This window comes from Streptomyces sp. NPDC004542, assembly GCF_040610035.1.
Taxonomy (GTDB): domain Bacteria; phylum Actinomycetota; class Actinomycetes; order Streptomycetales; family Streptomycetaceae; genus Streptomyces.
In genome coordinates, this window is record NZ_JBEXLP010000006.1 from 99,913 (window position 1) to 118,499 (window position 18,587).

Here is an 18,587-nt window from a genome sequence, read left to right on the forward strand (position 1 = left end):
CAGCGTTCCTTACGACATCGGCATCGACATCGACCTGACCGCCATCAACCAGTACTGAGCCCCTTCAGACGACGGTCGCCCCACCCGCCACCGGCCCCGCCGCCGTCCGCACCGTCCGGCACGTCCCCGACGCACGCAGCGCCTCGGCCACCGCCACCGCCGACTCCGCGTCGCGGACCAGGAAGGCCGTCGTCGGCCCCGACCCCGACACCAGCGCCGTCAGCGCGCCCGCCGCCCGCCCCGCGTCCAGCGTCTGCGCCAGCTCCGGGAACAGGGACAGCGCGGCAGGCTGGAGGTCGTTGGAGACGGCCCCCGCCAGCGCCTGCGGGTCCCCCTTCGCCAGCGCCTCCAGCAGCTCCGCCGAAGCCACCGGCTCCGGAATCTCCCGCCCCTGGGCGAGCCGGTCGAACTCGCGGAAGACGGCCGGGGTCGACAGCCCGCGCTCGGCCATGGCGAACACCCAGTGGAAGGTGCCGCCGACCTCCAGCGCGGTGAGCCGCTCGCCCCGCCCGGTGCCGAGCGCCGCTCCGCCCACCAGGCTGAACGGCACGTCGCTGCCCAGCTCGGCGCAGAGGGCGAGGAGTTCGGCGCGGGAGGCGGCCGTCCGCCACAGCGCGTCGCAGGCGACCAGCGCGCCCGCGCCGTCCGCGCTGCCGCCCGCCATGCCTCCGGCGACCGGGATGTCCTTGGCGATGTGGATGTGCACGGCGGGCTCGATGCCCCGGCGCCCGGCGAGCGCGAGGGCGGCGCGCGCGGCGAGGTTCGTCCGGTCCAGGGGGACCTGGTCGGCGTCCGGCCCGGCGCAGGTGATCCGCAGTTCGTCGGCCGGGGTGACCGTCACCTCGTCGTACAGGCCGACGGCGAGGAAGACGTTGGCCAGGTCGTGGTAGCCGTCGGGGCGGGCGGCACCCACCGCGAGCTGGACGTTGACCTTGGCGGGGACGCGTACGGTGACGCTCACCTACCGCTCTCCATCCTTCGGGGGCGCGGGGGCAGTCCCCCGCGGTGACGCCGCTTCCGCGATGCGCGCGAACTCCTCGACCGTCAGGGACTCCCCGCGCGCCTGCGGCGAGACACCGGCGGCGACCAGGGCCGCCTCGGCCGCCGCCGCCGACCCGGCCCAGCCGGCGAGCGCGGCCCGCAGGGTCTTGCGACGCTGTGCGAACGCCGCGTCGACGACGGCGAACACCTCGGCCTTGGAGGCGGTCGTCCTGACCGGCTCGGCCCGGCGGACGAGCGAGACCAGTCCGCTGTCGACGTTGGGCGCGGGCCAGAAGACGGTGCGGCCGATGGCGCCGGCCCGCTTCACCTCGGCGTACCAGTTCGCCTTCACCGACGGGACGCCGTACACCTTCGAGCCGGGCGCGGCGGCGAGGCGGTCGGCGACCTCCGACTGGACCATGACGAGGGTGCGCTCGATGCTCGGGAAGGTGTCCAGCATGTGCAGCAGCACCGGCACGGCGACGTTGTACGGGAGGTTCGCCACCAGCGCGGTCGGGGCGGGCCCCGGCAGCTCGGTGACGTGCATCGCGTCGGAGTGGACCAGGGCGAAGCGGTCGGCGCGCGCGGGCATGCGGGCGGCGACGGTGGCGGGCAGGGCCGCGGCCAGGACGGCGTCGATCTCGACGGCCGTGACGCGGTCGGCGGCCTCCAGCAGCGCCAGGGTGAGGGAGCCGAGCCCCGGGCCGACCTCGACCACCACGTCGTCCGGGCGGACCTCGGCGGTGCGGACGATACGGCGGACCGTGTTCGCGTCGATCACGAAGTTCTGGCCGCGCTGCTTGGTGGGACGCACTCCGAGGGCGGCCGCCAGTTCACGGACGTCGGCGGGACCCAGGAGGGCGTCGGAGGTGGGGCTGCTCACCCGACAAGGGTACGGGGCCGCGGCCCCCGCTCCTCACCCGTGCAGCCGAGCCCCGCAGTGCGGCCAGGGAGCGGCGCCCTGCCGCAGGTACAGCTTCTTCGCCCGGTACGTCTGTTCGGCGGCCGGGGCGTCCTGGGGGCGGCCGGTGCCGCCGAGGCTGTGCCAGGTGTGGGTGTCGAACTGGTAGAGGCCGCCGTAGGTGCCGGAGGCGTCCACCGCGTCGGGCCGCCCCCCGGACTCGCAGGCCGCGAGCCCCTTCCAGTCGAGGTGCTCGGTTCCCCGCACGGACGGGGGGTGCGCCTTGGTGCCCACCCTCACCAGCTGTGTCCGGGGCGTGCGCACCACTTCGGACCTCTCCCGGCGCGGCTGCTGCCTGACCCCGTTGACGGTCCGCTGGAGGTAGGTGACCCGTCTGAGTCCCGGCTGTCCGGTCCGCTCCACGACCTCCGTGCCCTTGAACAGGGAGGGGTCCGCGGTCCGCCGTACGTCGAAGGGGATCGCCTCCTCGCGGACCTCCCTCGCGCCGGTGATCCGCAGCACGGTCACCGTCTGCCCGTCGCGCGGGAAGCTGCCGGGCGGCACGGAGGTGGTGTCCTGACCGTGCAGGGTGATCCCGGCACCGGCCACCGCCTCCCGTACGGTCGCCGCGTTGGTGCGGATGGTGCGGGCGCGGCCGTCCGCCAGGACCGTGACGGTGCGCTCGGTGCGCACGTCGAGCGCGAGCCCGGCGCGTCCGATGGGCCGGGAGAGCGGGGTCGACAGGTACGCGCCCTCCGCGCGCACGCCCAGCTGTTCGAGCGCTTCCCGCACCGTGCGCGCCGTCGTCCACACCTCGCGCCGGTGTCCGTCGAGGGTGAGCCGTACGGGACGCCCGTAGCGCACCTCGACCTCCTCGCCGCTGGCCAGGGGCGTGCCGGGGGCGGGCACCACCACGTCGTGCACGCCGACCGGCACGCCTTCCTCGGCGAGCAGTTCGGTGACGTCGTCCGCGAAGGTGTGCAGGGTGCGCGGGCTGCCCTCGACGTCGAGCTCGATCGCCTTGTCCTTGGCGACGAAGGCGGTGGTGCCGCCGGCGAGGAAGGCGATGACCAGCGCCTGCGGCAGCAGCCGGCGCACAGCGGACTCCGGGCGCTGGGCGGAGCGCGCCCGGTGCCGGCGCGCGGCCCGCCCGCCGGCCCCGGCGGGTGCCACGTCACCGGCGGGCGCCCCGGTCCGGGCGGCCGTGTCGGACTCCGGGCACGCCGCCTCGGGCACGGCCGCCGTCCGCCGCGGCGACGGCAGCACCGGCTCGGCGACGACGTACGCCCCGGCTTCGTAAGCGGGCCGGTAGGTGTCCTCGTACCACCGGTACGGCAGCGTCTGCGCGCCGTACCCGCAGGCGTCATGGCCGTACGGTCCGTACGTCTCGTACTGCGGCTTGCTCACGCCGACACGCTCCAGGGGGCCAGAGGGGTCCGGATCGGGACCCCAGAACCTAGCGGAGCGGGCGTCACTCTCCAAAGCGACGCGACTACGGAGCGTCGCCGTCGAACAGGCGATCAGTAGCCGAAGGCACGGGCCGTGTTCGCGCCCAGCGCGGCCGCCAGGGTGTCCTCGTCGATGCCGCGCACCGCGGCCATGGCACGCACGGTGACCGGCACGAGGTAGGGCGCGTTGGGCCGTCCGCGGTAGGGCGCCGGTGTCAGGAAGGGCGCGTCGGTCTCCACGAGGACCAGTTCGAGCGGGGCGACGGCGAGCGCGTCGCGGAGATTCTGGGCGTTCTTGAAGGTGACGTTGCCGGCGAAGGACAGGTAGTAGCCCTCGCGGGCGCACACCTCGGCCATCTCCGCGTCGCCGGAGTAGCAGTGGAAGACGGTGCGCTCGGGGGCGCCCTCCTCCTTCAGCACCCGCAGCACGTCGGCGTGGGCGTCGCGGTCGTGGATGACGAGTGTCTTGCCGTGCCGCTTGGCGATCTCGATGTGGGCGCGGAAGGACCGCTCCTGGGCCGCCTTGCCCTCCGGGCCGGTGCGGAAGTGGTCGAGGCCGGTCTCCCCGACGCCCTTGACCTGCGGCAGCCCGGCCAGCCGGTCTATCTCGGCGAGCGCCTCGTCCAGCGCGGCGTCACCGCCGGGCTCCCGCGCACCCTGCCGCGACCAGCCGTCGGGGTCCCCGTGGACGATGCGCGGGGCCTCGTTCGGGTGCAGGGCGACCGTCGCGTGCACGCTGTCGTGCGCCGCCGCCGTCTCGGCGGCCCACCGTGAGCCCTTGATGTCGCAGCCGACCTGGACGACCGTCGTCACCCCCACCGACGCGGCCTTCGCCAGCCCCTCCTCGACCGTCCCGGACTGCATGTCCAGGTGGGTGTGGGAGTCGGCGACGGGCACCCGGAGGGGTTCCGGGAGCGGCGGGGCGGCGTGCTTGTCGTGCTGGCCGCCCGCGGCGGAGGCGTTCGAAGGCATGCCCCGATCCTACGGAAGGGGCATGCCCGGCCGGTCAGCTCGCCTTGCGCTGGAAGGGGTGGAGGAGATCGGACAGGTGCCAGTGGTGGTCCGGCCCGGCCGCGGTCCCGGCCGCCGCCGCGGGGGCCCCCGGCGCCCCGGTCGGGCCGGTCCGCGGCCCGTGGTGGCTCCGCTCGGCCGCCTCGCGCACCGAGGAGACCTGACCCGCGCGCATGATCCGCACCACGTGGCCGTCGCAGTTGAGGCACGCGGGCCGGCTCAGCGGGGACGGCACGACCCGGCCGCCGGCCACGTACAGGACGAACTCGTGGCCGTCGGCGTCCGTGTGGTGTTCTATCTCGTACGACTGTTCCCAGCCGTGCCCGCAGCGCATGCAGGCGAAGGAATACGACTCACGGACGACTGCGGCCGCGGTACCGCGCGGGCCGGTCTGTCCAGCGATCTCACTCATGTCAGGCTCCTCCCCTTGGGGGCGAGGGACAGGTGCGTCCCTGCGACCAGTGGACTCTCCGCCCGACGTGAACGCAGCAGGGCCTGTCGACTGTTGGAGGCGATTTGGACGTCGCTTGCCGAACCGGCCCCGCGGCGGGGTCTGGGCTTTGCCTTCGACGGCCGTGCTTTGCCCGCCCATGGGGCGCGTGCTCATGGGAGAAGAGGCCTGCTCAGAGAGGGTGTGAGCCCCCTCACACCCCCGTTCACGCCCCTTCGGCGCGCTTCGCCGCCACGACCGCGTCGAACACCTGGCGCTTGGGGAGGCCCGCCTCCACGGCGACCGCCGCGATCGCCTCCTTGCGGCGCTCCCCGGCCTCCTCCCGGACCCGAACCCGGCGCACCAGCTCCGCGGCGTCCAGTTCCTCGGGTCCGCGCTCGGCGGCACCCTCGACGACGACGGTGATCTCGCCGCGCACGCCCTCGGCCGCCCAGGCCGCCAGCTCGGCGAGCGGCCCGCGCCGCACCTCCTCGTACGTCTTGGTCAGCTCCCGGCAGACGGCGGCCCGCCGGTCGCCGCCGAAGACCTCGGCCATCGCGGCGAGGGTGTCGTCGAGGCGGTGCGGGGCCTCGAAGTACACCAGCGTGCGCCGCTCCTCGGCGACCTCCCGCAGCCGGGTGAGCCGCTCCCCCGCCTTCCTCGGCAGGAAGCCCTCGAAGCAGAACCGGTCGACGGGCAGCCCCGACAGGGCGAGCGCGGTGAGCACGGCGGACGGCCCGGGGACGGCGGTGACCCGGACGTCCCGCTCGACGGCCGCGGCGACCAGCCGGTAACCGGGGTCGGAGACCGACGGCATCCCGGCGTCCGTCACCAGCAGCACCCGCGCGCCGTTCACGAGTTCCTCGACCAGCTCCGGCGTCCGGGCGGACTCGTTGCCCTCGAAGTACGACACCACGCGTCCCTTGGGCGTCACACCGAGGGCCTGGGTGAGCCGCCGCAGCCGGCGCGTGTCCTCGGCGGCGACGACGTCGGCGCCGGCCAGCTCCTCGGCCAGCCGGGGCGGCGCGTCCGCGATGTCGCCGATGGGGGTGCCCGCCAAAACAAGGGTTCCAGTCACTCTGTCATCCTCTCAGGGCCCGGCGGGGCTCCCGGCGGGCCGGACGCATCCGGACCGGTACCACCCATGCACGGGACTCACACAGCACGGTTCCCTACGATGGCGCGGTGACCAGTACCGCGTCCTCCACGGACATCCGGCAGGGCCGGGCCCCGCACGACGAACGGCCGGCGTGGCAGCAGCGGCTGCGCCGATTCGGGTACACGGCGGGGCCGAGAAGCGATCTCCGCGACCGGCTGGTGCCGCCGTACGCCGAGCCCGGTCCCCGCCTGTGGCCGGCCCTGGGGGTGTCGCCGAGGCTCGCCGAGCGCATCACCCGCTGGTCGGCCTGGGGCGGTCCGCTGCTGGTGACGCTGATGGCGGGCCTGCTGCGGTTCTGGAACCTGGGCAGCCCGCGGAAGGTGATATTCGACGAGACGTACTACGCCAAGGACGCCTGGGCGCTCGTCCACCGCGGCTTCGAGGTCAACTGGGACAAGAACGCCAACGACCTGATCATCCAGGCGAACGGTCACGTCGCCGTCCCGACGGACGCGGCGTACGTGGTGCATCCGCCGGTCGGCAAGTACGTGATCGGGATCGGTGAACTGGTCTTCGGCCTCGACCCGTTCGGCTGGCGCTTCATGACGGCGCTGCTCGGCACGGTCTCGGTCCTGCTGCTGTGCCGCATCGGCCGCCGCATGTTCCGCTCCACGTTCCTCGGCTGCCTGGCCGGGGCGCTGATGGCGGTGGACGGCCTGCACTTCGTGATGAGCCGGACCGCGCTGCTCGACGGCGTGCTGATGTTCTTCGTGCTGGCCGCGTTCGGCTGCCTGGTCATCGACCGTGACCGGACGCGGGAGCGGCTCGCCGCCGCGCTGCCCGTCGACGCCGACGGCCGGCTGCGCCCGGACGACGGCGTGGCCGACACCCTCCGCTTCGGGCTGCGCCCCTGGCGCTGGGCGGCCGGTGTCCTGCTCGGCCTCGCGATCGGCACCAAGTGGAACGGCCTGTACATCCTGGCCGCGTTCTGCCTGATGGCGCTGGTGTGGGACGTCGGCGCCCGCAAGGTGGCCGGCGCCCGGCACCCTTATCTGGCCGTCCTCAAGTACGACACCGGCATCACCTTCCTGGCCACGGTCCCGGTCGCCGTCGCCGTGTACCTGCTGTCCTGGACCGGCTGGATCCTCTCCCCGGCCGACGGCTCCGGCGGCTACTTCCGCAACTGGGCCGCCACCGACGGCAAGGGCGGCAGCTGGACCTTCCTGCCCGACTGGCTGCGCAGCCTGTGGCACTACGAGCACGAGGTGTACAAGTTCCACGTCGGCCTGTCGTCGCCGCACACCTACCAGTCCAACCCGTGGAGCTGGCTCGTCCTGGGCCGCCCGGTGTCGTACTTCTACGAGTCCCCGTCCCCCGGCGCCGACGGCTGCCCGGCCGACGCGGGCCAGAAGTGCGCCCGCGAGGTCCTCGCCATCGGCACGCCCCTGCTGTGGTGGGCGGCCTGCGCCGCGATCCTCTACGTCCTGTGGCGCTGGGCGTTCCGCCGCGACTGGCGCGCCGGCGCCATCGCCTGCGGCATCGCGGCCGGCTACCTCCCCTGGTTCATGTACCAGCAGCGCACGATCTTCCTCTTCTACGCCGTCGTCTTCGTCCCCTTCCTGTGCCTGGCGGTGGCGATGCTGATCGGCGCGATCGTCGGTCCCGCCAGGTCCACCGACAGCCGCCGCGTGATCGGCGCGACGGCGGCGGGCGTGCTGGTCCTCCTGATCGCCTGGAACTTCATCTACTTCTGGCCGCTGTACACCGGCACCGCCATCCCGCTCGACGACTGGCGGTCGCGGATGTGGATCGACACGTGGGTCTAGCCGGACCGACGCCGTCCCGGCGGGACGCGAGCCGCCACGCCGGGACGGCGGCACAGGTCCGAGGCCTGTTACGGGCGTTGCTCCTGATGCCTCAGATGCATACGCCGGCCCTCGGAGGGAGACTGGGAAGACGTTCGAGCGAGCACCGAAGGAGCGAGATCATGGGTATTCGACGCGCCCTCACCGCCGCCCTCGTCGCTGCCGCCCTGGCCGGATCCGGTGTCGTCGGCGCCGCGACCGCCGAGGCCGCCTCGCCCGCCGTCAGCTGGAACGACTGCACCTCCACCGGCGGGTACGTGGTGCCCTGGGGTCCTGGCACCTACATGTGCAACGGCGGCAAGTACGGCGGGGCGCCCATCACCTCGATGTAGGTCCCCTCGCCGGCGCCACGACCGGCGTTCACGTAGGTGACCACACGCCTGGATGTAAGGGACATGTGGGCACATCTCTGACCCCCGTTCGGACACCATTCCGAAAACTCCCCTCACAGCGCCCCCTCGTGCCACCTACAGTGCGGGCACGGGACGTACCGGAGCGGGGGAGGAGCGCGCGGGATGCGCAAGGGGGTCAAGGCCGTCGTCGTGAGCGGCGTGCTGGTGGTGCTGGTCGGCGGGGCGGGGTACGCGGGGTACAACGTCCTCTCCGCGCTGCAGGACGGCGGCACCGCGTCCGTGCGGACCGGGCCGCCGGACAAGGGCGAGGTGAAGGAGACCACCGCCACGTTCTTCGCGGCGTGGGAGAAGGGGCAGGCGGCGACCGCGGCCTCGTACACGAACTACCCGGTGGACGCCGAGTCGCTGCTGACGGCGTTCGGGAACGCCGCGCGCATCGGCGAGGTGCGCATCACGCCCGGCACCGCGAGCGGGGACACCGTGCCCTTCACGGTGCGGGCGAGGGTGTCGTACGACGGGAAGTCCAAGACGCTCTCCTACCGGAGCCGGCTGACGGTGGTGCGCGGCGAGACCACGCACCGGGCGCTCGTCGACTGGCGGCCGTCCGTCGTCCACCCGCAGCTGCGCAAGGGCGACACGCTCTATACGGGCGACGCGTCGGCACCGCCGATCGAGGCCGTGGACCGCGACGGGAAGGTGCTGACGAAGGAGAAGTACCCCTCGCTCGGGCCGATCCTGGACGAGCTGCGCAGCCGGTACGGCGACAAGGCGGGCGGGACGCCCGGCGTCGAACTGGCGATCAAGCATGCCGACCAGAACGCCGCCGACACCACCCTGCTCACCCTCGCCAAGGGCCGGGCGGGCAAGCTCCGGACGACCCTCAGCGCCGGCGTCCAGGCGGCGGCCGAGACGGCCGTGCAGAAGTACCCCGAGTCGTCGGTGGCGGCCGTCAGGCCCAGCACCGGCGAGGTGCTCGCGGTCGCCAACCACCGTGACGACGGCTTCGACGCGGCCTTCCTCGGCGAGCTGGCCCCCGGCTCCACCATGAAGATCATCAGCGCCGCCACGCTCATCGACAACGGCATCACCAAGGCCACCGGACCGGCCCCGTGCCCGCCCACCGCCACCTGGCAGAGCCAGACCTTCGGCAACCTCGAGGGCCTGGCGCCCGACGAGCACGCCACCCTCTCCGACAGCTTCGCCCGCTCCTGCAACACCGCCTTCGTGAAGTTCGCCGACGAGGTGAGGGTGGACTCCCTCACCAGGGAGGCCCAGGAACGGTTCGGACTCGGGCGGGACAACTGGAAGGTCGGCGTCCCGTCCTTCGACGGCCGGGTCCCCGCCTCCGGCGGACCGGACACGGCCGCCAACATGATCGGGCAGGGCCAGGTCCAGATGAGCCCGCTGAACATGGCGTCGGTGACGGCGACCGCGATGACGGGCGCCTTCCGGCAGCCGGTCATCGTGTCCCCGAAGCTGGACGGGCGTGACCTCGCCACGGCCCGCGGCCTGTCCGCGGCCACGGTCGCCCAGCTGCGCTCGATGATGAACCGCACCGCCACCAGCGGCACCGCGGCCGGCGTGATGTCCGGCCTGGGCGGCAGCATCGGTGCGAAGACCGGCTCCGCCGAGGTCGACGGGCAGACGAAGTCCAACAGCTGGTTCACCGGCTACCGGAACGACATCGCCGCCGCCGCGATGGCCCAGGACGCCGGCCACGGCATCGACGCGGCCGGTCCGATTGTCGCAACCCTGCTACGGACGGGTGGCTGAGATCACCCACCCGGTAGGGGACTCTAGGCTGGATGCCGTCGTTGGGGAGTGTGAGGGCTACGAGGGCAACGGGGACCCTGGGGATTCGCGGAGGATCGAGAAGCAGTGGGCAAGAGAAGACGCGTCGCCGAGCGACGGAAGACCGGCCCCGCCGTGGTCGGCGGGATGATCGCCGTGGTCGTCGGCGGCGCCGGGCTCGGTGTCTACGCGCTGTACGGCGGCGGTGCCGCGGCCGACGACGGGTCGCGTGCCGCCTCCGCCTCCCACCGCGAGCCGGTGAAGACGGGCCCGCTGTCCGCCACCGAGGTGCGCACCACCGCCGCACGCTTCCTCACCGCCTGGCAGCAGGGCAAGGTCACGCAGGCGGCGGCCGCCACCGACGACTCGGGCGCCGCGACCGCGCTGCTCACCGGCTACACCAAGGACGCCCACGTCAAGGACGTCACGCTCACCACCGGCACCCGCACCGGCGCCAAGGTCCCGTTCTCCGTGAAGGGCACGGTGTCGTACAAGGGCGTCAGCAAGCCGCTCGCGTACAAGAGCGCGCTCACCGTCGTCCGGCGCAAGAGTGACGGCAAGCCGCTGGTCGAGTGGCACGCCTCCGTCGTCCACCCCGATCTGAAGGACGGCGACAAGCTGGTCACCGGCGCGTCCGGCACTCCGCCCGTCAAGGCGCTGGACCGCGACGGCGGCGAGCTGACCACCGCCGCCTACCCGTCGCTGGGCACGGTCCTGGACGGGCTGCGCGAGAAGTTCGGCAAGGTGGCGGGCGGCAAGGCGGGCGTGGAGCTGCGCGTGGTGCGCGGCACGGCGTCGACGAAGGCGAAGCTGTCCGACAAGACGCTCCTCGAGCTGAGCAAGGGCACCCCGGGCACGGTGAAGACCACGCTCGACCCGGCCCTCCAGGTGGCCGCCGAGCGGGAGGTGAGCAAGCAGGCGCGCGCGTCGGTGGTGGTCATGCGCCCCTCTACCGGCGAGATCCTCGCGGTGGCCAACACCAACCACGGCTGGAACACGGCCTTCCAGGGCTCCCTCGCCCCCGGCTCCACGATGAAGATCGTGACGTCCACGATGCTGTTCGAGAAGGGGCTCGTCACCCCGGCGGCCTCGCACCCCTGCCCCAAGAAGTACAAGCTCGCCGGCTGGACGTTCCACAACGACGACAACTCCGAGATCAAGCACGGCACGTTCAAGATGAGCTTCGGGGCCTCCTGCAACAACGCCTTCATCAACTTCGCGCCGAAGCTGTCGAACAGCGACCTGACGAAGGAGGCCCAGGAGGTCTACGGCCTCGGGTTGGACAACTGGGCCATCGGCGTCCCGTCGTTCGACGGTTCCGTCCCGGTGCAGAGCGGCGCGCAGATGGGCGCCTCGCTGATCGGGCAGGGCGGGGTGCGCATGAACCCGCTGAACATGGCCTCGGTGGCGGCGACCGTGCAGACGGGCGTCTTCCACCAGCCGTACCTGGTCTCCCCGAGCGTGGACCACCGCACGCTGGCGAAGGCCGCGCGCACGATGTCGTCGAAGACGCAGGCCGAGCTGAAGGAGGTCATGCAGTACACGGCGGCGTACGGCACGGCGGCCAAGGCGATGTCGGGACTGGGCCCGGACTACGGCGCCAAGACGGGCTCGGCCGAGGTGGACGGCCAGAAGAAGCCCAACGGCTGGTTCACCGCGTACCGCGGCGACCTCGCGGCGGCCGGTGTGGTGCAGGCGGGCGGCCACGGCGGTGACACGGCGGGGCCGATCGTGGCCGCGCTGCTGAAGACCGGCGGCTGAGCCCGGCGGCAGGCCTGGGACAGGCCGGCCCGGCGCCGGCCTGTCCCGAGCGCCGGCCGGACCCGGTCAGCCCCGTACGGGCTCGCCGACCAGGTAGGTCCGGCGCAGGAACCGGCGCAGCGCCTTGGAGTCGAACTGCACGACCGAGACGCCTTGTTTGTCATGGAACTCCACGACGGCCTGCACCCGGCCGCACGGCCACACCCGCACGTCCCCGCTCTCGACCGGTACCCGCAGCCCCTGTTCGAGCAGCGACCGGGAGAAGGTCCACTCGTGCGGCCCGGGCAGGCCGACCCGCACCGAACGCGGGTCGGTCTCGGGGTCGTAGCGGAGGACCACGGGCACGGCGGCATCCTCCGGTATGTCGTCGTCGGTGACTATGTGGGCGCGCGCGTACTGCTCGACTACAGACATCGGACGGCCCCTAACCTTCGGCGACCTGTACGGAAACCATGTTTCCACCTCCCCTCCACTGTCGCATATGCGAAATATCGCACACTCCGTGCCGCTAACTCGCTCTTGCAAGAGGTTCGCAACAAGGCTCTAAAATCAGATGGTGCACGTACCTGACGGATTCATCGACGCCCCCACCTCCGCGGTCACCGGCGTGGTCGCCGCCGGCGCCATCGCCGTGAGCCTGCGCGGCGCGCGACGCGAACTCGACGAACGCACCGCTCCGCTGGCCGGACTGGTGGCGGCGTTCATCTTCGCGGTGCAGATGCTGAACTTCCCGGTCGCGGCAGGCACCAGCGGCCATCTGCTCGGCGGCGCCCTGGCCGCGATACTCGTCGGGCCCTGCACCGGGGTCCTGTGCGTCTCCGTCGTCCTGCTGATGCAGGGCATCCTCTTCGCGGACGGCGGCCTGACCGCGCTCGGCGTGAACATCACCGACATGGCGATCGTCACGACCGTGGTGTCGTACGCCGTCTTCCGCGGCCTGGTGAAGCTGCTGCCGCGCGGGCGGCGCTCGGTCACCACCGCGTCCTTCGTCGCGGCGCTGGTGTCGGTGCCCGCCGCCGCCGTCGCCTTCACCCTGATCTACGCCGTGGGCGGCACCACCGACGTGCCCCTCACCAAGGTCGCCACCGCGATGATCGGCGTTCACGTCCTCATCGGCATCGGCGAGGCCGCGATCACCGCGCTCACGGTCGGCGCGGTGATCGCCGTACGGCCGGACCTGGTGCACGGCGCGCGCGGGCTGACGCGGCGGCTGAAGCTGCGCGTCGACGGCGAACTGGTCGACGCCCCCCAGGCGCCGGTGCCGGCCGCCGCCCGGACCTCGCGCCGCGGGCTGTGGCTCACCGGCCTGGTCACCTCACTGGTCCTCGCCGGGTTCGTCAGCTTCTACGCCTCCGCCGACCCCGACGGCCTGGAGAAGGTCGCCCACGACAAGGGCATCGACAAGAAGACCGAGCGGCACCGGAGCGCGGACTCCCCACTGGCCGGCTACGGCGTCAGGGACATCTCCGACGCCCGCCTCTCCGGCGGACTGGCGGGCGTGATCGGGGTCGGGGTCACGGTCGCCGCGGGCAGCACGGTGTTCTGGGTGGTCGCCCGCCGGCGCCGTACCGGCGAACCCGCCGAGGCCGCCTGAGATGGGCGCGGGACACGCGCACCGGCTCTACCGGCACGGGCACTCCCCCGTGCACGCCCTGCCGCCGCACACCAAGCTCGCCGCCGCCTTCGCCTTCGTGGTGGTCGTGGTCTCGACCCCGCGCGAGGCGATGTGGGCGTTCGGACTGTACGCCGCCCTGCTCGGCGCGGTGGCGCACGTCGCGCGGGTGCCCGCCGGGTTCCTCCTGAAGCGGCTGCTGATCGAGGTGCCGTTCGTCGCCTTCGCCGTGCTCATGCCGTTCGTGGCGGAGGGCGCGCGGGTCGACGTCCTCGGGCTGTCGCTGAGCGTGAACGGCCTGTGGGGCGCCTGGAACGTGCTCGCCAAGGGCACCCTGGGCGTCGCCGCCTCGGTCCTGCTCGCGTCCACCACCGAACTACGCGAACTCCTGCTCGGCCTGCAGCGCCTCAGGCTCCCGCCGCTGCTCGTGCAGATCGCCTCCTTCATGATCCGCTACGGCGACGTCATCACCGACGAGATGCGCCGCATGCGGATCGCCCGGGAGTCGCGCGGCTTCGAGGCGCGGGGCGTGCGGCACTGGGGTGTGCTCGCCAAGTCGGCCGGCGCGCTGTTCATCCGCTCCTACGAACGCGGCGAGCGGGTGCACCTGGCCATGGTGAGCCGCGGGTACGCCGGTTCGATGCCGGTGATCGACGAGGTGACCGCGGACCGGGCGCAGTGGTCGTACGCCCTCGCCCTCCCCTCGGCCGCCCTCGTCGTCTGCCTGCTGGGATGGACCCTGTGACTACCGCTTCCCCGAGTTCCACCGGTTCCCCGAGTTCCCCGGCGTCCCTGGACGTCTGCGGCCTCGCCTTCGCCTACCCCGACGGGCACCAGGCCCTCTTCGGCGTGGACTTCACCATCGCGCGCGGCGAGCGGGTCGCGCTGCTCGGCCCGAACGGCGCCGGCAAGACCACGCTCGTGCTGCACCTCAACGGCATCCTGGGCGGCGGCGCCGGGACGGTGACCGTCGCCGGGCTGCCGGTCGGAAAGCGGCACATGGCCGAGATCCGGCAGAAGGTCGGCATCGTCTTCCAGGACCCCGACGACCAGCTGTTCATGCCGACCGTGCGGGAGGACGTGGCGTTCGGACCGGCGGCGGCCGGGCTGAAGGGGGCCGCCCTGGAGGAGCGGGTGCGCACGGCGCTGGCGCGGGTCGGCATGCAGGACTTCGCCGACCGGCCGCCGCACCACCTCTCCTTCGGCCAGCGGCGCCGGGTGGCGGTGGCGACCGTGCTCGCGATGGAGCCGGAGATCCTCGTCCTGGACGAGCCCTCCTCCAACCTGGACCCGGCCTCCCGCCGCGAACTGGCCGACATCCTCCGCTCGCTGGACGTGACGGTCCTGATGGTCACGCACGACCTGCCCTACGCGCTGGAGCTGTGCCCGCGCTCGCTGATCCTCAGCGAGGGCGTGATCGCCGCCGACGGCCCGACCGGCCAACTCCTCTCCGACGAGGCGCTGATGAGCGCCCACCGGCTGGAACTGCCCTTCGGCTTCGACCCGCGGTCCGTGACAATGGGCGCGTGACACATCAGGAGGAGTCCGGGCCGCCACTCCTTGACGAGCAGCTGTGCTTCGCGCTGTACGCCGCCCAGCGCGCGGTGACGGCCGCGTACCGCCCGCTCCTGGACGAGCTCGGGCTCACCTACCCGCAGTACCTGGTGCTGCTGGTGCTGTGGGAGCGCGGCGAGACGACCGTGAAGGAGCTGGCCGGCGCGCTGCGCCTCGACTACGGCACGGTGTCGCCGCTGCTGAAGCGGCTGGAGGCGGCGGATCTGGTCCGCCGCGAGCGCTCGGCGCGGGACGAGCGGTCGGTACTCGTCGCGTGCACGGGGCGCGGCGAGGACCTGCGGGAGCGCGCGGCGCGCGTACCGGGCGCGCTCCTGACGACGACGGGGCTCGAGGCGGCGGACGTCGCGCGGTTGCGCGAGGAGTTGTGGCGGCTCGCGGAACGCGCCGGCCGCGCGGCGGCACCCCCCTAGGCGAAGTTACCCACAGTTACCTCCCCCGCCCGGAGACAACCGGCCTACCGGCCAGTACCTTGTGCACGATGTACTTGTGCGCACCTGTTCCGGGGAAGGCCGACCATGACTGACGGCACCGCTGTCGACACCCGCCCGACGAAGATCATGTACGTCGCCGAGGCCACCGCGCACGGCGGCCGGAACGGCTACGTCACCAGCCAGGACGGCCACATCGACCTGCGGGTCGCGATGCCTCCGCAACTGGGCGGCGACGGCAACGGCACCAACCCCGAGCAGCTCTTCGCGGCCGGCTACAGCTCCTGCTTCCACAACGCGCTGATCCTGGTCGGCAACCGGGCGGGCTACGACCTCACCGGCTCCACGGTCGCCGCGAAGGTCGGCATCGGCCCCAACAAGACCCACGGCTACGGCCTGGCGGTCGCCCTCAGCGTGTCCCTGCCGGTCCTCGATGCGGACATCGCCGCGAAGCTGGTGGACGCGGCGCACGAGGTGTGCCCGTACTCGAACGCCACGCGCGACAACATCGACGTAACGATCGTCCTCGGCTGACGAGACGCAGGAATCCCAGGCTCGTGACACGTGTTGCCGCCCCTGTCGAAGGCGAGCCGGAGGGAAGTACGGGACCATGGACGCGGACGTGAACGGAACGGTGGCCGAGGGCTTCGAGCCGGTCGGGGAGGCGTTCACGGCCAACTTCGCACTGCGGGGCGAACGGGGCGCGGCCGTGACCGTGTACCGGGACGGGCACAAGGTCGTCGACCTGTGGGCCGGCACCAAGGACGTCGACGGCACGGCTCCCTGGGAGCACGGCACCGCCCAGATCGTGCGCTCCGCGACGAAGGGCGTCGCCGCCGCCGCGGCGCTGCTCCTGCACCAGCGCGGCGAGCTGGACCTGGACGCCCCGGTCGGCGAGTACTGGCCGGAGTACAAGGCGGCGGGCAAGGAACACACACGGGTCCGCGACCTGCTCACGCACCGGGCCGGCGTCCCCGTGCTGGACCGGCCGCTCACACCCGAACAGGCCGCCGACCCCGGCCTCGGCGCGGCGGCCGTCGCCGCGCAGGCGCCGGTGTGGGAACCGGGCACCGACCACGGCTACCACGCGCAGACCTTCAGCTGGCTCACGGGCGAGCTGATCCGCCGGGTCACCGGCCGCCCGATCGGCGAGTGGATCGCGACGGAGATCGCCGGGCCGGCCGGCGCCGACCTCTGGGTGGGCCTGCCGGAGACGGAGGCCGGACGCGTGGGCCGGATCGGTCCCGTCGAGGCCCCCGCGACGGCCGGCGCGCTCAGGACCCGCCCGAAGCGGACCGTCACCGAGGCCTACGCCGACCCCGGCTCCCTGACCCGCCGCGCCTTCGCCGCGATCACCCCGCTGCCCGACGAGAACTCCGCCTCCTACCGCGCCGCCGCCCTGCCCGCCTCCAACGGCATCGCGACCGCCGACGGCCTGGCCCGCTTCTACGCCTCCCTCATCGGCGAGGTGGACGGCGGCACGCGCCTGTTCACCCCGGCCACGGCGAACCTGGCGCGCACCGAGCGCTCCGCCGGAGCCGACCGCGTGCTCGTGGTGCCCACCCGTTTCGGCCTCGGCTACATGCTGCACGGCAGCGCGTCCCCGCTGCTCACCCCGGGCTCCTTCGGCCACCCCGGCCGGGGCGGGGCACTCGGCTTCGCCGACCCCGAGGCGGGCATCGCCTTCGGCTACGTCACCAACGGCCTGCGCAAGAGCGTGACGGCGGACCCCCGCGCGCAGGCCCTGGTCCGCGCGGTACGCCAGTCCCTGCCGGCCACCGGCTGACGCTCCGCCGCCACCGCCCCGGCCGAACCGCGCCCCCCGGCACCGCCCCGACACGGACATCGCCCCCGGCAACCTCACCAACAGGGCACGCAAGAGCGTGACGGCGGACCCCCCGCGCGCAGGCCCTGGTCCGCGCGGTACGCCAGTCCCTGCCGGCCACCGGCTGACGCTCCGCCGCCACCAGACCCCACGCGCCCCCGCGCGCGCAGGCCCTGGCACGGGCGGTCGGTACGCCGGCCCGTGCCGGCCCCTGCCGACCGTCCGCCGACCAGCGCGCCGACCAGCGCGCCGCTCAGGCGTGGATCGGGTGGGACGTCCGGCCGGACGCCTCGTCGATCTCCCCGTGCGCCTTGGTCAGCAGCTCCATGGCGACCTCGTTGAGGGCCCGGGCGCCCGCTATCTCCTCGCCGACCCGTGGCTGGTTGGCGTCGGTGTGGTAGCGGCTGGCGTGACCGTGCCCCCGCACCTCCGTGCCGTCGGGCAAGCGGACCAGGGCCGCCGCCCGCGTGTGCTGATCGTCCTCCTGGAACTCCACCTCGACGTGCCATCCCACTGCCGTGTGCATCATGACGACCACCTCCGGAACAACTGATTCCAGGGTGCGCCTCAACGCCTGCGCCGTCACGTCGGGGCACCGGCGCACGGGCCGGGGACGATCACTTCCCGTCGAAGCTGGCGAAGTACGCGGCGGCCATGTCCTCGTCCGCGTGGCCCTGCGCGGCGGCCCGCGCGAACCGTTCGGCGGCCGCCTCGGCGACGTCGAGACGGGCGCCGCCGCGCTCGCCGGCCCGGACGATCAGCCGGGCGTCCTTCTCGGCGGTGGCCACGGCGAACTGGGCCGGTGTCAGCCGCCCGTCGAGGACCAGCTGCGACTTGGCCCGCAGGTAGCCCATGTCGAGCGGACCGCCCTCGATGAGGTCGAAGAAGCCGTGCGGGTCCACGCCGAGCGCCTTCGACAGTGCCAGCACCTCGCCGGCCGCCGCGGTGGCCGCCAGCACCCAGCTGTTGGCGACCAGCTTCAGCCGGGTGGCCGCGGCGGCCGCCGCGTCCTCGCCGGCCCACACGGTGCGGGCGCCGACCGCGTCGAACACGGGTGCGATCGTCTCCCGCCCCTCCTCGGGCCCGGCGGCCAGCACCGTCAGCTGCCCGGCCTCGGCGGGCTGGCGGGTGCCCAGCACGGGGGCGTCGTAGAAGACCAGGCCGTGCTCGCGGGCGAAACCAGCCAGTTCGGCGACGGCCTCGAGTCCGGCCGTGGTCGACTGCACCCAGACGGCGCCGGACCGCAGACCCGGCACGGCCTCGCCCATGACCTCCCGGACCGCGTCCCCGTCGTACAGCATGGTCAGCACCACGTCGGCGCCCTCCACTGCCTCGGCGGGCGTGCCGGCCACGTACGCGCCGTCCGCGGCCAGCGGCTCGGCCTTGGCCCGGGTGCGGTTCCAGACCCGGACGGCGTGTCCGGCCCGGCCGATGCAGCGGGCCATCGCGGCACCCATGATGCCGGTGCCCAGGACGCTCACGGTGAGCTTGTCGGTCATGAAGGTCA

The 18,587-nt window shown here is 73.2% G+C and carries 19 protein-coding genes; 10 read left to right on the forward strand and 9 right to left on the reverse strand.

Going from position 1 to position 18,587, the window contains the following annotated elements; translation table 11 throughout:
• Positions 1–64 precede the first annotated feature (64 nt).
• The 6 genes from ABZX30_RS05895 to rsmI all read right to left on the reverse strand — a co-directional run bounded on the left by ABZX30_RS05895 (position 65) and on the right by rsmI (position 5,849).
• Entirely contained in the window at positions 65–961 is an 897-nt protein-coding gene (locus ABZX30_RS05895; RefSeq protein ID WP_355929335.1) for a 4-(cytidine 5'-diphospho)-2-C-methyl-D-erythritol kinase, read from the reverse strand.
• Positions 962–1,864, reverse strand: a complete 903-nt coding sequence (gene rsmA, locus ABZX30_RS05900) for a 16S rRNA (adenine(1518)-N(6)/adenine(1519)-N(6))-dimethyltransferase RsmA (protein ID WP_355929338.1) — start codon at positions 1,862–1,864, stop codon at positions 962–964. It lies immediately after the preceding gene.
• Positions 1,865–1,897: 33 nt separating this feature from the next.
• Positions 1,898–3,289 carry a ubiquitin-like domain-containing protein gene (locus ABZX30_RS05905; RefSeq protein ID WP_355929340.1) on the reverse strand — a complete coding sequence of 464 codons (1,392 nt, stop codon included), beginning with the start codon at positions 3,287–3,289 and terminating at the stop codon, positions 1,898–1,900.
• 113 nt (positions 3,290–3,402) lie between these two features.
• Complete coding sequence (locus ABZX30_RS05910) at positions 3,403–4,302, reverse strand: TatD family hydrolase (protein ID WP_355929343.1); 900 nt, start codon at positions 4,300–4,302, stop codon at positions 3,403–3,405.
• 34 nt (positions 4,303–4,336) lie between these two features.
• Positions 4,337–4,753, reverse strand: coding sequence for a hypothetical protein (locus tag ABZX30_RS05915; RefSeq protein WP_355929345.1), 417 nt, complete (start codon positions 4,751–4,753; stop codon positions 4,337–4,339).
• Between the two features lie 244 nt (positions 4,754–4,997).
• Positions 4,998–5,849, reverse strand: a complete 852-nt coding sequence (gene rsmI, locus ABZX30_RS05920) for a 16S rRNA (cytidine(1402)-2'-O)-methyltransferase (RefSeq protein WP_355929348.1) — start codon at positions 5,847–5,849, stop codon at positions 4,998–5,000.
• A gap of 107 nt (positions 5,850–5,956) precedes the next feature.
• Between rsmI and ABZX30_RS05925 the strand changes: the two genes are divergently transcribed.
• The 4 genes from ABZX30_RS05925 (at position 5,957) to ABZX30_RS05940 (ending at position 11,640) form a co-directional block, all read left to right on the forward strand.
• Positions 5,957–7,696: a phospholipid carrier-dependent glycosyltransferase gene (locus ABZX30_RS05925; protein ID WP_355929351.1), complete on the forward strand. Its 1,740-nt coding sequence runs from the start codon at positions 5,957–5,959 to the stop codon at positions 7,694–7,696.
• Positions 7,697–7,857: 161 nt separating this feature from the next.
• Positions 7,858–8,067: a hypothetical protein gene (locus ABZX30_RS05930; RefSeq protein ID WP_355929353.1), complete on the forward strand. Its 210-nt coding sequence runs from the start codon at positions 7,858–7,860 to the stop codon at positions 8,065–8,067.
• 183 nt (positions 8,068–8,250) lie between these two features.
• The gene (locus ABZX30_RS05935) at positions 8,251–9,861 is read left to right on the forward strand and encodes a penicillin-binding transpeptidase domain-containing protein (protein WP_355929356.1); all 1,611 of its coding nucleotides are present in this window, start codon (positions 8,251–8,253) and stop codon (positions 9,859–9,861) included.
• A 105-nt stretch (positions 9,862–9,966) separates the two neighbouring features.
• On the forward strand, positions 9,967–11,640 hold the full coding sequence (locus ABZX30_RS05940; RefSeq protein ID WP_355929357.1) for a penicillin-binding transpeptidase domain-containing protein: 1,674 nt from the start codon (positions 9,967–9,969) through the stop codon (positions 11,638–11,640).
• Between the two features lie 66 nt (positions 11,641–11,706).
• On the opposite strand, the gene ABZX30_RS05945 is transcribed toward ABZX30_RS05940, so the two are convergent.
• Positions 11,707–12,054 (reverse strand): SsgA family sporulation/cell division regulator, encoded by a 348-nt coding sequence (locus ABZX30_RS05945; protein ID WP_355929359.1) that lies wholly within the window; start codon positions 12,052–12,054, stop codon positions 11,707–11,709.
• Between the two features lie 142 nt (positions 12,055–12,196).
• On the opposite strand from ABZX30_RS05945, the gene ABZX30_RS05950 reads away from it, so the two are divergent.
• The 6 genes from ABZX30_RS05950 (at position 12,197) to ABZX30_RS05975 (ending at position 17,041) form a co-directional block, all read left to right on the forward strand.
• A complete protein-coding gene (locus ABZX30_RS05950) occupies positions 12,197–13,234 on the forward strand; it encodes an energy-coupling factor ABC transporter permease (protein WP_355929361.1) in 1,038 nt (345 codons plus the stop codon).
• A gap of 1 nt (position 13,235) precedes the next feature.
• On the forward strand, positions 13,236–13,997 hold the full coding sequence (gene cbiQ, locus ABZX30_RS05955) for a cobalt ECF transporter T component CbiQ (protein ID WP_355929364.1): 762 nt from the start codon (positions 13,236–13,238) through the stop codon (positions 13,995–13,997).
• Positions 13,985–14,782 (forward strand): ABC transporter ATP-binding protein, encoded by a 798-nt coding sequence (locus ABZX30_RS05960; protein WP_355929365.1) that lies wholly within the window; start codon positions 13,985–13,987, stop codon positions 14,780–14,782. Before cbiQ ends, ABZX30_RS05960 begins: the two co-directional genes overlap by 13 nt.
• Positions 14,779–15,237, forward strand: a complete 459-nt coding sequence (locus ABZX30_RS05965) for a MarR family transcriptional regulator (protein WP_355929367.1) — start codon at positions 14,779–14,781, stop codon at positions 15,235–15,237. Before ABZX30_RS05960 ends, ABZX30_RS05965 begins: the two co-directional genes overlap by 4 nt.
• A 105-nt stretch (positions 15,238–15,342) precedes the next feature.
• Positions 15,343–15,789 carry an organic hydroperoxide resistance protein gene (locus ABZX30_RS05970; protein ID WP_355929369.1) on the forward strand — a complete coding sequence of 149 codons (447 nt, stop codon included), beginning with the start codon at positions 15,343–15,345 and terminating at the stop codon, positions 15,787–15,789.
• A 76-nt stretch (positions 15,790–15,865) separates the two neighbouring features.
• Entirely contained in the window at positions 15,866–17,041 is a 1,176-nt protein-coding gene (locus ABZX30_RS05975; RefSeq protein WP_355929371.1) for a serine hydrolase domain-containing protein, read from the forward strand.
• 292 nt (positions 17,042–17,333) lie between these two features.
• Here the strand turns inward: ABZX30_RS05975 and ABZX30_RS05980 are convergent, their stop codons facing one another.
• Positions 17,334–17,609 (reverse strand): DUF1876 domain-containing protein, encoded by a 276-nt coding sequence (locus ABZX30_RS05980; RefSeq protein WP_355929374.1) that lies wholly within the window; start codon positions 17,607–17,609, stop codon positions 17,334–17,336.
• Between the two features lie 88 nt (positions 17,610–17,697).
• Entirely contained in the window at positions 17,698–18,579 is an 882-nt protein-coding gene (locus tag ABZX30_RS05985) for an NAD(P)-dependent oxidoreductase (RefSeq protein ID WP_355929377.1), read from the reverse strand.
• Between the last annotated feature and the right edge of the window lie 8 nt (positions 18,580–18,587).

What these genes read in the sequence shown, in the direction of transcription:
- ABZX30_RS05960 (WP_355929365.1), top strand. Translation starts at nt 13,985, where the DNA reads ATGGACCCTGTGACTACCGCTTCCCCGAGTTCCACCGGTTCCCCGAGT.
- ABZX30_RS05910 (WP_355929343.1), bottom strand. Translation starts at nt 4,302, where the DNA reads ATGCCTTCGAACGCCTCCGCCGCGGGCGGCCAGCACGACAAGCACGCC.
- ABZX30_RS05930 (WP_355929353.1), top strand. Translation starts at nt 7,858, where the DNA reads ATGGGTATTCGACGCGCCCTCACCGCCGCCCTCGTCGCTGCCGCCCTG.
- ABZX30_RS05980 (WP_355929374.1), bottom strand. Translation starts at nt 17,609, where the DNA reads ATGATGCACACGGCAGTGGGATGGCACGTCGAGGTGGAGTTCCAGGAG.
- ABZX30_RS05970 (WP_355929369.1), top strand. Translation starts at nt 15,343, where the DNA reads ATGACTGACGGCACCGCTGTCGACACCCGCCCGACGAAGATCATGTAC.
- ABZX30_RS05945 (WP_355929359.1), bottom strand. Translation starts at nt 12,054, where the DNA reads ATGTCTGTAGTCGAGCAGTACGCGCGCGCCCACATAGTCACCGACGAC.
- ABZX30_RS05985 (WP_355929377.1), bottom strand. Translation starts at nt 18,579, where the DNA reads ATGACCGACAAGCTCACCGTGAGCGTCCTGGGCACCGGCATCATGGGT.
- ABZX30_RS05935 (WP_355929356.1), top strand. Translation starts at nt 8,251, where the DNA reads ATGCGCAAGGGGGTCAAGGCCGTCGTCGTGAGCGGCGTGCTGGTGGTG.
- ABZX30_RS05915 (WP_355929345.1), bottom strand. Translation starts at nt 4,753, where the DNA reads ATGAGTGAGATCGCTGGACAGACCGGCCCGCGCGGTACCGCGGCCGCA.
- ABZX30_RS05975 (WP_355929371.1), top strand. Translation starts at nt 15,866, where the DNA reads ATGGACGCGGACGTGAACGGAACGGTGGCCGAGGGCTTCGAGCCGGTC.
- cbiQ (WP_355929364.1), top strand. Translation starts at nt 13,236, where the DNA reads ATGGGCGCGGGACACGCGCACCGGCTCTACCGGCACGGGCACTCCCCC.